The 15,617-nt window shown below is 42.9% G+C and carries 16 protein-coding genes; 3 read left to right on the top strand and 13 right to left on the bottom strand.

Annotated features, from left to right (window positions below; translation table 11 throughout):
- Window positions 1–46 precede the first annotated feature (46 nt).
- From HUX68_RS10695 to HUX68_RS10740, 11 genes are all read right to left on the bottom strand, one after another.
- A complete protein-coding gene (locus tag HUX68_RS10695; RefSeq protein WP_174614812.1) occupies window positions 47–361 on the bottom strand; it encodes a cupin domain-containing protein in 315 nt (104 codons plus the stop codon).
- Between the two features lie 13 nt (window positions 362–374).
- Window positions 375–2,102 carry a hydantoinase B/oxoprolinase family protein gene (locus tag HUX68_RS10700; protein WP_174614813.1) on the bottom strand — a complete coding sequence of 576 codons (1,728 nt, stop codon included), beginning with the start codon at window positions 2,100–2,102 and terminating at the stop codon, window positions 375–377.
- Window positions 2,103–4,148, bottom strand: a complete 2,046-nt coding sequence (locus HUX68_RS10705) for a hydantoinase/oxoprolinase family protein (protein WP_174614814.1) — start codon at window positions 4,146–4,148, stop codon at window positions 2,103–2,105.
- A gap of 31 nt (window positions 4,149–4,179) precedes the next feature.
- Window positions 4,180–4,722, bottom strand: a complete 543-nt coding sequence (locus HUX68_RS10710; protein WP_174614815.1) for a helix-turn-helix domain-containing protein — start codon at window positions 4,720–4,722, stop codon at window positions 4,180–4,182.
- Between the two features lie 539 nt (window positions 4,723–5,261).
- Complete coding sequence (locus HUX68_RS19440; RefSeq protein WP_281355728.1) at window positions 5,262–5,387, bottom strand: hypothetical protein; 126 nt, start codon at window positions 5,385–5,387, stop codon at window positions 5,262–5,264.
- 330 nt (window positions 5,388–5,717) lie between these two features.
- Window positions 5,718–6,119, bottom strand: a complete 402-nt coding sequence (locus HUX68_RS10715; RefSeq protein WP_174614816.1) for a type II toxin-antitoxin system death-on-curing family toxin — start codon at window positions 6,117–6,119, stop codon at window positions 5,718–5,720.
- A complete protein-coding gene (locus HUX68_RS10720; RefSeq protein ID WP_174614817.1) occupies window positions 6,120–6,383 on the bottom strand; it encodes an AbrB/MazE/SpoVT family DNA-binding domain-containing protein in 264 nt (87 codons plus the stop codon).
- A gap of 134 nt (window positions 6,384–6,517) precedes the next feature.
- Window positions 6,518–7,675: a mannitol-1-phosphate 5-dehydrogenase gene (locus HUX68_RS10725; RefSeq protein WP_174614818.1), complete on the bottom strand. Its 1,158-nt coding sequence runs from the start codon at window positions 7,673–7,675 to the stop codon at window positions 6,518–6,520.
- Window positions 7,676–8,110, bottom strand: coding sequence for a PTS mannitol transporter subunit IIA (locus HUX68_RS10730; protein ID WP_174614819.1), 435 nt, complete (start codon window positions 8,108–8,110; stop codon window positions 7,676–7,678).
- A 14-nt stretch (window positions 8,111–8,124) separates the two neighbouring features.
- Complete coding sequence (locus tag HUX68_RS10735) at window positions 8,125–10,212, bottom strand: BglG family transcription antiterminator (protein ID WP_174614820.1); 2,088 nt, start codon at window positions 10,210–10,212, stop codon at window positions 8,125–8,127.
- Window positions 10,213–10,236: 24 nt separating this feature from the next.
- Window positions 10,237–11,646: a PTS mannitol transporter subunit IIBC gene (locus tag HUX68_RS10740; protein ID WP_174614821.1), complete on the bottom strand. Its 1,410-nt coding sequence runs from the start codon at window positions 11,644–11,646 to the stop codon at window positions 10,237–10,239.
- A 172-nt stretch (window positions 11,647–11,818) separates the two neighbouring features.
- Here HUX68_RS10740 and HUX68_RS10745 point away from each other — a divergent pair, with 172 nt between their 5' ends.
- Entirely contained in the window at window positions 11,819–12,241 is a 423-nt protein-coding gene (locus tag HUX68_RS10745) for a GNAT family N-acetyltransferase (protein WP_174614822.1), read from the top strand.
- Window positions 12,242–12,286: 45 nt separating this feature from the next.
- Here the strand turns inward: HUX68_RS10745 and HUX68_RS10750 are convergent, their stop codons facing one another.
- Window positions 12,287–13,903, bottom strand: coding sequence for a M14 family metallopeptidase (locus tag HUX68_RS10750; RefSeq protein WP_174614823.1), 1,617 nt, complete (start codon window positions 13,901–13,903; stop codon window positions 12,287–12,289).
- A 311-nt stretch (window positions 13,904–14,214) separates the two neighbouring features.
- Here HUX68_RS10750 and HUX68_RS10755 point away from each other — a divergent pair, with 311 nt between their 5' ends.
- Both HUX68_RS10755 and HUX68_RS10760 read left to right on the top strand, forming a co-directional pair.
- Window positions 14,215–14,691 carry an NUDIX hydrolase gene (locus tag HUX68_RS10755; RefSeq protein WP_174614824.1) on the top strand — a complete coding sequence of 159 codons (477 nt, stop codon included), beginning with the start codon at window positions 14,215–14,217 and terminating at the stop codon, window positions 14,689–14,691.
- Window positions 14,692–14,796: 105 nt separating this feature from the next.
- Entirely contained in the window at window positions 14,797–15,162 is a 366-nt protein-coding gene (locus tag HUX68_RS10760; RefSeq protein ID WP_174614825.1) for a hypothetical protein, read from the top strand.
- Window positions 15,163–15,191: 29 nt separating this feature from the next.
- Here HUX68_RS10760 and HUX68_RS10765 read toward each other — a convergent pair whose 3' ends face one another.
- Window positions 15,192–15,464 (bottom strand): hypothetical protein, encoded by a 273-nt coding sequence (locus tag HUX68_RS10765; protein WP_174614826.1) that lies wholly within the window; start codon window positions 15,462–15,464, stop codon window positions 15,192–15,194.
- Window positions 15,465–15,617: the final 153 nt, after the last annotated feature.

The following is a 15,617-nucleotide window of genomic DNA, read 5'->3' on the forward strand; positions in this document are numbered from 1 at the left end:
AAAACAATAGTAGAAAACTTATTTTCTACTATTGTTTGTACCAGCGTTATTTACGAACCAATGTCCACACAATTTCACATGGCTGTTCTCCTGTATTAATGGCCCAGTGTTTTTCACCAGCAGGAATAAATGTTGAATTGGAGGCAGAAACCTTATAAGGTACACCGCCTGACTCCCCTTCCAGTTCACCTTTAATAATAATCGAGTATTCATTTTCTGCATGCTGCGAACACCCTTCATTCGGTACCCTTTCGCCAGGTGCTATAACTACTGTTCCGAATTGTACACTGCTTCGTGCTTCATTGTCTTCATACAAGGTTATTAAACCTTTCCTGTCAAAACCATCTTTTTTTATTTCCATAAAATGCTCCTTTTTACTTTCGTACATCCAATTCTAAATACTCAAATGTTTCCGGGTTTATTTCTACACCAAATAACGATTTTGCTTCTTCCACAGAATAGTATTCATTTTTAACATCTTTACATACTTGTTCAGCCGGTCTCTTCAACGGATCGCCATATCCTCCGCCAGTTGCCGTCATCAATTTGAGTACATCATTTTTCTGCAGGGAATACCGCGGATAAACTCCATAAGGTCCATCAGTATCTCCATTCGCCTTATGAATATAAAACTCATTTACAGAACCTTCATTTCCACCAGCTGTTCCCCAAAGTTTATACTGATTTCGTCCAAATGTAATGGTAGCAGATTGATTATCCGACAATGCCCTATAGGATCGAACAACTCCTTTTCCGCCGATATACTCGCCAGCACCCGATCCATCAATCCGTAAACTATATTCATCTAGCAATACTCCATAACGTGTTTCTGCAACTTCTACAGGTACGTTATATGTCTCACCATCAAGGATACAGAATTGTCCACTCGCACCATCCTGACCATCAGCGCCTCCCCAGCCGCCAACAGAAGGTTCAACAATCAGGAACGGCTCGTCCGTATCTTGGTGCGAACCAGAAAGTGTAACAGAACAAACAGATAAAAGGTGGGCTGCTGCAAGACGTTCTGGTATATAAGGTGCAAGGGATTTCCAAATTAAATCTGTACATCCAAGCATTGTTTCAAAATAGTTGGATGTTGGTGCCGGTCGTTCTGCAGACATTATTGAGCCATCATCAACGATAATTTTTAAAGGACGAAACACACCATCATTAACATTTTGGTCTGGATTCGTAATTGCGAGAAAAATCGTTCTTACTGCAGAGGCAAGTCCTGTAAAAGAACAATTAACTGGTCCGGGCACCTGGGTACTGCTTCCTCTGAAATCACACACAAATTCATCATTAGTAATTGTAACTTCTACCTTTATCGGAAAAGGACCATTTCCGATCCCATCAGTTTCCACAAACCCTTCTGCTGTAAAGGTTCCTTTTGGCAACTTTTTCAACTCTTGTCTTGATATTGCTTCACCGTGGTCTAATTGGTAATCAATTGCTGCGAGCACATTATCTTTACCATATTTTTCACATATTTCTTTAACTCGACGTTCACCAGTTTTAAGGGCTGCAACTTGTGCCCACATATCACCTAAAGATAACTCCGGGAACCGAACATTTGCCCGAATAATTTCAACCAATCCCTCATTCAACTGGCCACTATCAAATAGTTTAATAGATGGAAATTGTAAGCCTTCCTGAAAAATATCCTTTGAATCATTCGTAAATGAACCCGGGTCTTTACCTCCAACCTCAGTCCAATGGGCTTTATTTGCTGAAAAAGCAATCAATTCATCTTCATAAAAGATTGGCATCACCAAACCAACATCTGATAAATGAGAACCACCGCCACCATACGGATCATTAACAACAATAATATCCCCAGGCTTAAGATTTCCCTCTTCGTTGTATTTCTTTAGTGTTTGTTTAACCATAAACGAAAGCATGCCAATAAATCCTGTAACACCATTTCCTTGAGTCAACAATTGACCTTTGGAATCGGTCAGCCCACTCGCATAATCCAACACCTCATAAATAATTGGGCTCATCGATGTCTTTGCCAAAGCAATAAACATTTCATCACCAGTAGCAAGCAATGAATCTTTAACAATTTCAAGTGTGAATGGGTCCACTTTTGTTTGCATCATTTATTTCGCCCCCGTTTCAATTATTAGATTTCCATAATCATCCACTGTCAGTGATTGACCTTTATAAATAACGGTCACAGCTGCTTTTTCCTCAACAACCGCCGGGCCTTTAATCATTTGGTTAACCGGCAATAATTCACGCTGGTACACCTCAGTTTTGATCCAGCCTTCAGAGTCCTCAAAATAAACGTCCCGTGTTTCTATTTTTGCCTCTTCTAAAGTTGTATTCTTTTCTGTTTTTTGTATAGCTGGCTTGTTCACCTTCCCAAAAGCGGTAACGTGCAAGTTAACAATTTCTGTTTCAGTATCATCCAACCTGAATGTATATTTTTGTTCGTGTAGTTGATGAAATGTCTCCTTAATGGTTTCTAATTCTGCGTCAGTCCAATCCCCTTCAGGGACCGGTACTTTCACCGTATGTTCCTGCCCCAAATATCGCATGTCCGCAAACCGGTCAAAAACAACTTGATTCTTTTGAACGCCTTCATTGTCAAATTGCTGATATGCTTCATTTTCAATCATATTCCATTGACTCATAATTTCACTTAGATCTAAATTATTTAAACGTTTAATATATGTTTTAATGTAATCGTGCCGTAAATCACTCATAAGCATGCCCCATGCTGAGAAAACGGGAGATGCAGTTGGAATGACTACTTTTTTAACTCCTAACTCTTTCGCCAAAGCAGGAGCATGCATTGAACCGCCTCCGCCAAATGCAACTAATGTAAAGTCCTGTGGGTTATGCCCTTTTCTAATCGAAATGAGTTTTAATGCATTCAACATGTTAGAATTGGCAATTCGAATAATACCAAGCGCTGCTTCCTCAGCTGTCATATCAAAATAGTTTGCTATTTTTTCTTGTATCACATCTTTAACTAAATCCAAATTAACATCATAATCAAAGTTTTTAGCGGAAAGTCTTCCTGTTATTAAACTGGCATCTGTTGTCGTTGGCTCTTTCCCGCCTTGTCCATATGATACCGGTCCCGGATAAGCACCAGCTGATTCCGGCCCTACTTTTAATGCGCCGGCATCATCCAACCAAGCGATGGATCCTCCACCGTTCCCAATCTCAACTATATCGACTACGGGGGTTTTAATAGGGTATCCTGCATTACGATCATTCCGTTCAATATAATAATCTGTTGATACTTTCACCTCGCCATTTTCGATTAATGAACATTTTGCCGTTGTTCCACCAATATCAAAAGCAATAATGTTTTTCTCATTGATCAAATCTCCAAGCACTGCAGCCCCATAGATTCCAGCTACAGGACCTGATTCAACCATGTTTATGGGCACCTTCTTTGATTCATCAAATGTTGTCATACCCCCATTTGATTGCATGATAAAGTTATTACTTCCAGTATTAAACGCTTCCAACTCATTATCAAGCTTGTTCACATACGCTGATGCAGCAGGTTTAACGTATGAATTTAATGCAACAGTATTAGTTCTTTCATATTCTCTCCACTCTTGTATCACTTCATGAGAAGCAGAAACCTCGATTTCTGGCCATAACTCCTTAACGATTCGAACTGTTTCCTTTTCATGTTCGGGATTTACATATGAATGTAAATATGCAATTGCAATCGCTTCAACTTGCTCTTTTTTAAAATAATCGACAACTTCTTTTACTTGTTCTTTATTCAAAGGGGTTAATACTTCACCTTGATAATTCAATCGTTCACTAATTTCTTTCCTTAAATGACGTTCAATAAAAGGCTCAGGTTTTTTATAGCGAATATTAAACAAATCTGGACGATTCCCACGTGCTATTTCTAATATATCCCTGAATCCTTCGGTTGTAATTAATCCGGTTTTTGCTCCTTTTCTTTCAGTCAAAGCGTTAATTATTACCGTAGTTCCATGGATGAAGGTTGAAATTTCTTCCTTGTTGTCTATACTTTTATCAATGACATCTAAAACACCCTTTTCAAAGTTTGGAGGTGTTGTGGGGCCTTTGGCTATATCTAACCTACCTTGGTCATTAACATAAACTAAATCAGTAAATGTTCCACCGATATCAGTCGCTACTCTCATACTATCCACCCTTTCTATTGTTTGTTTATCGCTAAAAAATAACTGGAGTGAGCACACTAATTAAAACTGTTTCCGTATCTGTTGGATTCCTCCATTCATGGACTTTTTCTGAAGGAAAATGAATGGAGTCCCCTGCTTTCAGAACATATTCAACCTCTTCAACTTTAAAGATAACTGTACCTCTCATTACATGATAAAACTCCTCTCCAGGATGACTATACTTTTCCTTGAACTCCATGTTTGGCGGTAAAGTAACCATCATCGGCTCCAGTTTTCTTTCAGGGAATTCACCTGCCAAGCGAATATGAAATACGTCGGATCCCTCCAATTTAAATGGTTTATATTCCTCCTCATGTAATGCGTAATTATGATTTTCAATTTCCTCAAAGAAATAAGTGATATTAATATTTAATGCATCAGAAATTTTCTTTAAAGAAGTAATAGCCAATGACGAAGTACCACGTTCAATTTGCGATAAAAAGCTTACCGAAAGTCCTGTTAAATCGCTTAAATCTTTTAACGTTAAACCTTTTTCTAACCTTAAACTTTTAATTTTCTTATGAATGTTTTCCATATCGTAATTTTCCTCTTCAAATATTTACAGTAATATTGTAAAATTTACACCAATACTTTATTTTTAAATAATTCTATCATATATATTTTTAAAATGAAAGATTAATTCAATGTTTTCTATAAATTTCAATATTTTTGGGATCTTTTGTTATAATCACCCAAAAAGTTTTCATCGTATTTTTGCAGAAATGATTGAGTAACCTGGGGGAAAGGATCAAATGGAACTATGGGATTTATATGATGAGGATCGGCAATACTGATAAGAGAAAAAAACCATCAAGGTGTGCTGGGTAAGCTACACGAGGAAAGCGCCCTTGCCCGTCCGGGTATGAGGGAGGAGTTGTACGCAGTTAATGTAGCAGACAATCAGTTTTTATTATGGGTCCAAAATATATAATGCCATAAAGGAAACGGTAGAAGTAGGTTACTGAACTCGCTGCAACAGGAATCAGATTGTTCTTTATCGGCTATCTATTTATGGGAATAAATTTAATTAGATGACCCACTTATCAACCTGCTATGTCCGGCCATCCCTCAGAATCACGATTTCCACGGATTCATCATGCTCATCGTCATGCTCGTTATCCCGCCATACCTTTTCAGAACAACCGGAATCTGGCTTTCACTCCAAGCCGCAGAAGGAACTGTTGTTACGGTTACACTCATGATTTTTGCCCGCCGGAATGTGATGCGGAGTTAGTCGGGGATGCGGGGATGAGCGTATTCAATGTTTGGGGTTCAAACGTTTGGGAGAGAGTTGCATGTTTGGGCCCGGTTCGCACGTTCGGGCGCTTATTTCGCTCGTTTCAGTCAAAGTTCGCACGTTCGGGCATCGACTTCGCTCGTTTCAGCCCGAGTTCGCACGTTTGGGCATCGACTTCGCATGTTTCAGCCAAAGTTCGCATATTTGGCGACGTTTTCGCACATTTTTCATTGCGCTTCTAATAGCAACTGTTCCATTAGCTGCAAAAAAATAGCCACCTTCTACAAGTGACTTTAACCTTTATATTGATCCGTACTATTTCTCAGCCATGCAGTGATTTCCTGTGTCGTTACCTTACCTTCAGCAACATCAACGGTAAAGTCTTCATTCCCGGCATCATTCTGTTTTAATTTGTATCCGTTTTTCTTCAAAAATATATCCACTGAAGTAAATGCAGTTCGCTTGTTTCCATTATAAAAGCAGTGATTTCTTGCTAGCGATTCAAATAGTGACGCTGCTTTTTCAAAAATGGTTGGATATGCATCTTCACCGAATGCTGATTGCTGAGGACGATGAACTGCCGATTCCAACAATCCCTGCTCTTTAATCCCAGCCTGTTCATCTGCTCCAAACTTCTTCATGATCATAAAATGAATCAGTATTACGTCTTTTGTTTTCAAATAAACCGTCTTCATTTATCTGTCCTTCAAATTCTTGAAAACTTCATAATGTTCATCAAACGTTTCGCGAAGCATTTCAACCATTTCTGTATCTACCTGGTCTTCCCAACTTTCTTTTTTACTTAAAATGATTTGATTATCTTCAACTTTAAATTCCATTTCATCACCACGTTTAATTTCCAAAGCATCAACTATTGATTTTGGCAGACCAACACTTAAACTGTTCCCGGTCTGGTTGACTTTACGAACTTCTTTTTTTGCCATTGCACCCACACTCATTTCATATCATTCTCCTATCCATTGTATTCTATTTTTATTTAGTTTATACATTATTATGTAATTACATAATAACACTAATGTTACCTAAAGTCCACAAATTAAAAAGACTGCCACCTCCAAGTGACAGTCCCCCATTATTTCAACTTCTTCAGCTTTTCCAACTCTTCCAACACAGCCGTCAGCACCCGATCGTCCGACTCCAAACCGGATACTTTCTGCAACGCCCGCTCATATCCATCTTCCGCAATTATCTCCTGCAGCTTCACAGCCTCATCATCTTCTTCATCATGAAAATGCAGTGCTGCGGCGATGATTTTGGCAAGGTAGACTGGGTTTTTGCCGGTAACCTCCACATACTCAGTGGCAGGCCTGACCAGCCGATCCATCGCTCCCAGCTTACGAATCGGTCCGCGCCCGACACGCTTGACGTCATCTGATATATACGGATTTTTGAAGCGGGCAATGATTTTGTCAATATATTCTTCGTGCGTCTCGCGGTTAAAATCATACGTTTGAATGAGAACTTCACCGGACTCTCGCAATGCACCGTTGATAATTTCCTGGATATGTGGATCCTGCATTGCTTCATTGATTGTTTCATAACCCATGTATTGTCCGATGTATGCCGGGACCGCGTGGCCTGTGTTCACGGTAAAAAGCTTCCGCTCAATATATGGCTGGAGGTCATCAACATACGTGATTCCGTCAACGTCAGGGGCTACACCTTTAATGCCTGCCCGCTCCACGACCCACTCATAATATGGCTCGACAGACACGGTCAGCAAATCTTCATTTGACTGGTTCGGCACAATCCGGTCAACTGCAGCATTTGGAAAGCCAAACAGCTCGTCAAATTTTCCGCGCTCAGCCGGGGCTAGATGTTCATATACCTTTTCCTTCAGCAATTCACTGCCGCCAATCATATTTTCGCACGCAATCAAATTCAAAGCTTCCAGATTACGCGCCGCCCGTTTACGTAGTCCACGTGCAATAAGCTCCGCGATAATCGGCAGGATATTCGGCCCCACAGCTGTTGTGACAACATCGGCTTTCACAATAGCATCCACCACATCGTCCGGATCCGAGACACTATTGATTCCGGAAACATCCTTCACGGTCAGTGTTTCACTGTTTTCTGCGGCCAAAATAACGTTATATTCCTTTTTCGCGTTCAGTTCGTTGATAACTGCTTCATTCACATCGACAAAGGTTGTATGGTAGCCTGCTTTAAACAGGAGTTCCCCGATAAACCCGCGGCCGATGTTCCCGGCGCCAAAATGTACAGCCAACATTTATTCCACCTCGTTGAATAAGGCGAGAATTTGTTCACTTGAATCAGCATCGATTATTTTTTGGATATTCTCTTCCTCTGCACATACGATGGCGATTTTAGAAAGTACTTCGAGATGTTCATCCCCTTTTCCGGCAATCCCGATTAATACTTTAACTGTATTGCCATCGAAATCAACGCCATCCGGAATGGTCACAATCGAGATACCGGTCTTGGTTACCGTACCTTTTGAATCCTCTGTTCCGTGCGGGATGGCCACGTTATTTCCCATATACGTGGACGTCACTTCTTCACGATCGAGCATTTTTTCGACATATTCTTTTTCCACATAGCCATTATCAACTAAAATTCCGCCGGCATAACGCACTGCTTCTTCTTTTCCGTTCAAATTCACACCGAGTTGAATATTTTGTTCGTTTAAAATTTCGTTATCCATGATTGATACGCTCCCTACAGAATATTTTTGTCATGTAAAAACTTTTGCATTTCGTTTGTCATCAACGTTTTGACCCGGGCCTCATCGCCGGATTCAAACAGACTAATCTTTTCATCATCCTGAATAATGATACTGCTCAGATGGCTCAACACATCGAGCGTCTCCTGATTCGCATCATCCGGGGCAAGCATGACCAGGATTGTATCCACGTTCATCGGGGTATTGTCCATCCCCTCCAGTGTTACCGGATGGTTCAGCGGATAAATAGTAAAACTCAGGTTATCCAGTCCGCTTGACCGGGCATGATACAGTGCCAATGTTGTACCCGGTATTCCAAGTCCGCCTTTTTGTTCCCGTTTTTGCAGCTTTTCAAAAACAAGTTCCTTATTGCGGATCAGTCCCAGTGTTTCCAGTTCATTGCCGATAAACTGTAAAATCAATGCTATCGGTAATTTTTCCGGAATATTCACGACGTTAACCGAATCTAATAACTCCGTCACCGCTTTTGTGTAATGCTGGGTCCTTTTCAACTGCTGCATGAAGTCTTCGTTTGGCTGCACCGCTTTGTCATCACGTGACAAGCGCCGGGTAATTTTTTTCTGCTTGATTGCCTTTCTAATGCGGTGTACTTCCGCTTCTGTCAGCATCGGTGAAATTTGGATATAATCATCCTCGAAACCGTCCAGCCCAATCGTGGAAACAACGATATCGTGCCTCGACATTTCAGCCTGTTCCAAATCAAGGACCGATTTATTTTCCACGTGTCTGATTTCCGGAATCTGCTGCTTGAGCTTGGTTGCCAGTATTTTCGCAGTCCCGATTCCGCTCGAGCAAATAACCAGTGCACGCATTTCCGAGCCTGCCTCATCGCGAATCATCGCAGCTGCAAAGTGCAGGACGAGATAACCGATTTCGTCATCCGGAAAATCCAGATCTGGAAAAATCTCCGCGACCGCTTCCTGCACCAGGTCAAACAGCGATTCATAATCACGTTGGATCTCCCCGATTAACGGATTGCGTATAGTCAGCCCCTGCTTCATCCGGTAAATAGACGGTTTCAGATGGGCGGCCAAATCATTCAGCAATACAGTGTTTTCGCGCAGCAGATCGTCACTGACCATGCTGCTGACATAGTTTATCAGCTCTTTCGCTTTGTAAACAACATCCAATCCCGATTCTTCCATTAAACTGTTTGAATCGGACCGTATTTTTGCCCCCATCAAATGCATCGTAATATAGCCGATTTCATCTTTCGGAATGTCCATCTGGAATGCTTCTTCAAAATGCGCAATCATTTTTTGCGCCACTGCAAATTCCCTGGATTCCTCCATTTGAGCCAAATAATCCGGATCCATATGAATCGAATCCCCTTTTAATAGCCGTTCCAATGCAAGCGCCAGATGAACCACCAATCCGATATAGGCACTGTCAGCCAGCTTTTGCGGCAATTCATCCATCGCTTTATTAACCGTTTCTTCGATAATCGTCAGTTTTTCCGGATCCACCAATCCGAGCAGCCTGTCCGAAATCGTATTGGTTTGCTGCTGTTTTTTTATATTATTTTTTAAAAGCGAGACATATTGAAACGGTTCAATATGTGCGGTGATCAGGCTGCTTAATGCCGCACGTTTATTTGATTCATTTCCTTCCAGACGAACACCATAACCTCGTTTGCGGATTAAGGTGAGCTGATACGTCTTCAGTTCCTCTTCAAGCTGATCTAAATCATGGCTGACCGTTGCAATTGTTACTTTTAATTCATTGGCAAGGGTGAAAAGTTTGATGGGTTCATCCATTTCCAAAAGTGTCGCGTAAATCATCGCCTGCCGCTCTTCTGCCGTGAAATCCGAAAACTCCGCCTGGGAAACTTCCAAATCGAGTTTCTTCCTGGCTTCGTCGTCACCGGAGATAATCAGCCCGCGGCCTGATTGCCGGATCAATTGCAGATTATATTCCGCAACAATGTCCTCGATATTTTTCAAATCACGATGAACGGTTCGCTCGCTTACATCAAGCGTATCGGCGATTTGATTCACGGTCAGGGCAGCGTCTGTGTGCAACAGCAAATGAATGAATTTACGTTCACGTCCGGAAATATACATCCTTTTCACCCCTCTTATGCCAGCTTAGTTTTTAAATCGTTCCACCAGTTCATCATACTTCGGGCTGTTTAAAAAGTTTTCCACCGAAATGTGTTCCGCATCCGGTATTTTCTCCTCAGCACTGCTCGTTAAATCCTGATGCGTAATGACGAGATCCGCGTCATCCGGGATTTGACTGATCGCAGAATTGGTTACAAAAATATCAATGTCCGCTTTTTTAAATTTATTTTTCAACAAGGATGCGCCCATTGCGCTGGAGCCCATTCCGGCGTCACAGGCAAAAATTATCTTATTGACCTCATCGTTTGCTTTTGCCGCTGGTTCTTCTTCTTTTAACGAATCAGCGACCGAGCTTTTCTTCCCTTTCATTTCTTCCATCTTACCAGTAGCTTCTGACAAACCCTCATCTTTTACTTTGCTCGTTTTTAAAATAAGGGCGGAAATGACAAATGAAACCGCCGCAGCCACAAGTACACCAGCGATAACGCCAAGGAAGTTTCCTTGTGGTGTCATCATTAGAATTGCAATGATACTGCCCGGTGATGCCGGTCCGACCAGACCTGCATTAAAGAGTGACAATGTGAACACACCGCTCATACCGCCACCGATAACGGCAAGCAACAATGCCGGCTTCATCAATACATATGGGAAATAAATTTCATGGATTCCACCGATAAACTGAATGAACGCCGCACCCGGAGCGGAACTTTTCGATGCTCCTTTCCCAAAAATGGAAAACGCCAACAGCACACCAAATCCCGGACCAGGGTTTGCCTCGAGCAGTAGCAGAATAGAATCCCCAACTTCATTGGCCTGCTCGATTCCAATTGGTGTCAGAATCCCATGATTAATGGCATTGTTTAAAAATAATACTTTTGCTGGTTCAATAATGATACTGGCAAGCGGCAACAAGCCGGCGTTAACAATTGCCTCGACACCAGTTGCTAATGCGGAACTCAACCCTGCCACAACCGGTCCAATTAATTTAACCGCAATACCAGCAAGAATTGCCCCCAGGATCCCTGCTGAAAAATTGTTATACAGCATTTCAAATCCTGATTTGATTTTATCCTGGAACAGACCGTCAATTTTCTTGATGAGATATCCGCCAAGCGGCCCCATCATCATCGCGCCAAGGAACATTGGAATATCCGTTCCGGCAATAACCCCCATTGTGGCGATGGCACCGACGACACCTCCGCGCCTGTCATATACAATCCTGCCGCCTGAATACCCGATTAACAACGGAAGCAAATACTTAAGCATCGGGTCGACCAATACCGCTAAATCTTCATTCGGAAACCAGCCATCGGGAATGAATAGTGCGGTTATAATACCCCACGCAATAAAGGCGCCGATATTCGGCATAATCATTCCGCTTAAAAAGCTTCCAAACCGCTGAACTTTTGCTCGAAATCCTTTCTTTTCAGCCATAATAAAGCGCTCCTTTTTCATGAATTTTATAAGTCCTTAATTCAAGGTTACTCCGCAAATAGAGCGTTTACAATATAATCTAAATGCTATTTTGTCAGGGGCGAAACTGACAAGATTAAATTGTGCAGATTATGCTATACTAATTCAGTCAATAAAAATGGGGGAATGCATTATGGTAAAAATCACACATCAGACAGAGCAGTCTGCACGGGATTTTATCCGGAAAAAAGTAATCGAACACAACATGAAACAGCTGCCGGATGAACTGAAAACGAACAAAGAAGAGTTTGGCTTCGTGATGGAAGATGACGATGGGCATGTGATCGGCGGCATCACCGGAACGATGTATTGGCAGCACGTACATATCGATTTTCTGTGGGTCGAGGAAACACTGCGGCTGGAAGGATACGGCCGGATGCTGCTGGAGCGGCTTGAAAAGTATGCCATTAGCAGTGGGTGCAGGCTGATTTTTCTGGATTCATTCAGCTTTCAGGCACCGGAGTTTTATATGAAAAATGGATTCGAGACTTTCGGCATTCTGGAGGATCACCCGAAAGGTTTTAATCAGTATTTTTTACAGAAGCGATTGACATGATAAACCCCCGGAATATTCCGGGGGCTTCGTATTTGAAAAGGTCGTTTATTCTGTTACCAGCGGCTGTTCTTTCATATACCGGTAAACAGGAATCGTATCACCAACGTCGACTGGCAGATAGTTAAACGTTACATAGCTGTCGATTGATTCCGGTTCAAGTGCAACAGAAATCACGTTCGCAGCCGGCTGGGCGGAACTGAACACATAACTTCCTTCTGGGAATTGATGCGTAGTCTTCTCAATGTCGGTTGTAACATGATTGATCTGATGGCCTTGGTAAGGTTCATCTTCCACCTCTTTATCCGTTACTTTATAACGCTCAACTGTTACTTCTTTTGCTTCTTTGAGCCGTTTCACTTCCACCCCTTGCAGTTTCAGTTTCTCCGCAATTTCCTGATACTCCGGCGGCATAATGTATGCAGTCGGACGAATACGCTCCATTGTCGGAACAGCCTCTTTTGAACTGTAATAGTTAACCGGTATCTGTTTGATGGATCCCTCAGCTATATCGACTACTTTTAATTGATGATTGCCCGGTAACTGCTGACGCTTAACGTCCAATACGATTTTATCGCTATTGCCAATTTTGCTCCCTTGGCGGACAATCTTATCTTTTACATTGTCTACAACGTGTTTAATTGCGTTGGCACGTTTAGCACTGGATTTTAATAGACTCGTATGCGCCGCTGCCGTTGCTGCAACTCGACGTTTGAAATTTTCACGTCCGATGCCGATCCCGCGGCTTTCTACTAAAATAGTAAAACTTGGCTGAAGACCATACGCATTCGTATCCATCCGTGCTTCCAGTCCGCCTTCAGATATGGTAGTTTCATCAGCCGAACGGTCAACAAGGTAATACGGATACGAGGAAAATCCTTTTCTGCCCAGGTCCCTGTGCGCCTCTTTGACAAACCAATTGGATGTCTTGTTGCGAATCGTCTTTGGAATATTTAAGTTGAAACCGGGTGCCAGCAAGATATCGTGATAGGGCAATGCTCCCTTTTCCCCCACATCCGGAAATTTACCCGGATACGTGCTATACTCATGTGCACTGATGACAACTTCCGGTTTGTATTGGTTAAATACGTTGTGAAGCGTACGGACCTCCGGAGTTTCCAGCTTAATATGGTCACGGTTCGCATCCAGCCCATTCGCTGTTTCACGCTGGAAGTAGTAGGAACCATCCACGTTTATACGGGGAACCACGATAACGTTTATATCGTCAAGCACTTGCTCCCCTAATTGACCTGTAGCAAGTCTTTGAGCCACAACCAGCATCGATTCGCCACCAGCCGGCTCATTCCCGTGAATCTGTCCCTCCAGCATCACCGTTGTCTTATTGGAGTCCTGCACATCACCTTCTTTTGAAAAAATAAGTAATGGCAGCTTGCGCCCTTCAAGCGAATAACCTGCAGTTTTCATCTGCATCAGCTTACTCGACTGATCCAACTCCTGCAAAAATGACATCATCTCACGTTGAGTCGTAAAATTCTTTTTCCCTTCCTGAAATGCAGGAGTATCCAAATCAACATCAGGTGCCGGATACAGCTCCTTCACCTGTTCAGGCTGCTCATATATCTGGCCAAAATACGGCGTGAAGTCTTCATGTGTCTGCGAATACGCCTGAGTCACCTGCGTCGTGCCGAATAGTGTTGCAATCATGAGAATCGTCGTAAGAACCGCTAACAATTTTACGTTTCGAATAATTACGTCCTCCTTAAAATTGGTCTTAGCATAAACCGTCCCTATTGAAATAGGTTCTGTTCAGTCCACCTCCAGTGTCGAATTTTCAAATATATTGTCTTCTCTGGATAGTTTCGCTGTTATGGAGGGAGATTCCTTGCGACAAAAGATGTGTTTTTACGGGCAGGACTTTTGGTATATAAAATTGATTCACGAATATGATTTGAGATAAGCGGTGGCGTGCTATACTTAGAAAATAGTAGATTAGTCTGCGGCGAGGAGAGATTTGAATGGAACTGTGGGACATGTACGATAAGGATAGACGGAAAACCGGCAGAACGCATGAACGGGGAGTACCATTGGCAATCGGGGATTTCCACCTGGTCGTTAGCGTTTGGATCGTGAATGATGATGGGGATTTTTTAATATCGAAACGGCATCCCGACAAGACGAATCCCTACTTATGGGAATTCCCAGGCGGATCCGTGCTGACAGGCGAGGACAGCTATCAGGGAGCGCTGCGCGAGGTCCACGAGGAAATCAGCATTGACTTGTCCGGATATGAAGGTAAGGTGCTCCGAAGCGTACGCCGAAAGGTAAACTTCCATGATACCTGGCTGTTTCATGCCTCGTTCCCGATTGAAGATGTTACGCTCCAGGCGGATGAAGTAATTGATGCGAGGTGGGCGACCCCGAATGAAATCAAACGTTTGATCAAGGGCGGCGATTTCGCTCCGTCGCTAAGGTATTTTGTGGATATGTTGTAGATTACCTACCAATAGGGCCGTTTTAGCTTTTCTCTCATAACAAACGATTGAGTGTTTCCATGTTTTGGTGAATAGTTCGCACGTTTCAGTTCAGACTTCGCACGTTTGGATGGGTGGTTCGCACGTTTTAGCTCAGACTTCGCACGTTTGGATGAATGGTTCGCACGTTTCAGCTCAGACTTCGCACGTTTGGATGAGTGGTTCGCACGTTTCAGCTCAGACTTCGCACGTTTGGATGAGTGGTTCGCACGTTTCAGCTCAGACTTCGCACGTTTGGATGAGTGGTTCGCACGTTTCAGCTCAGACTTCGCACGTTTGGATGAGTGGTTCGCACGTTTCAGCTCAGACTTCGCACGTTTGGATGAGTGGTTCGCACGTTTCAGCTCAGACTTCGCACGTTTGGATGAGTGGTTCGCACGTTTCAGCTCAGACTTCGCACGTTTGGATGAGTGGTTCGCACGTTATGGGTGATTCGCATTTTTTTCGTTACTAATTGTTCATTATTCAACAGCTATCGCACAATATTCAGCGACGGAGACTCTTATATACGACCAGCACGCACCAGATACGAACATAAAAACGGAGCTCCGATAAAGTTTTTCAACTGGCTTTTCTCGTTTGTTCGGCGGCTTTCCTCGTTTCTTCGACGGGGCACCCCGGTTTATCGGCGGGTCGAGCTGTTTTATCGGCGGCTTGCTCCAGTTTATCGGCAGAATCAGCTGTTTTATCAGCGGGGCTCCTCTGTTCAGCGACTTTCGCGAATAGTTCGGCAACCAAGAACTCCCGCATACCACTAACCCCAACATAAAACGGTGCGCCAATAAACTTTTCAACCCACTCCGCCACCCGGGCCAGCAGTAAAGCGGCTATCACAAATTTTCGCTGCCGGGCACAGTAACACACCGTTGCACCATAAAGTTTTCAAC

Source organism: Virgibacillus ihumii, assembly GCF_902726655.1.
Classification (GTDB): domain Bacteria; phylum Bacillota; class Bacilli; order Bacillales; family Amphibacillaceae; genus Lentibacillus; species Lentibacillus ihumii.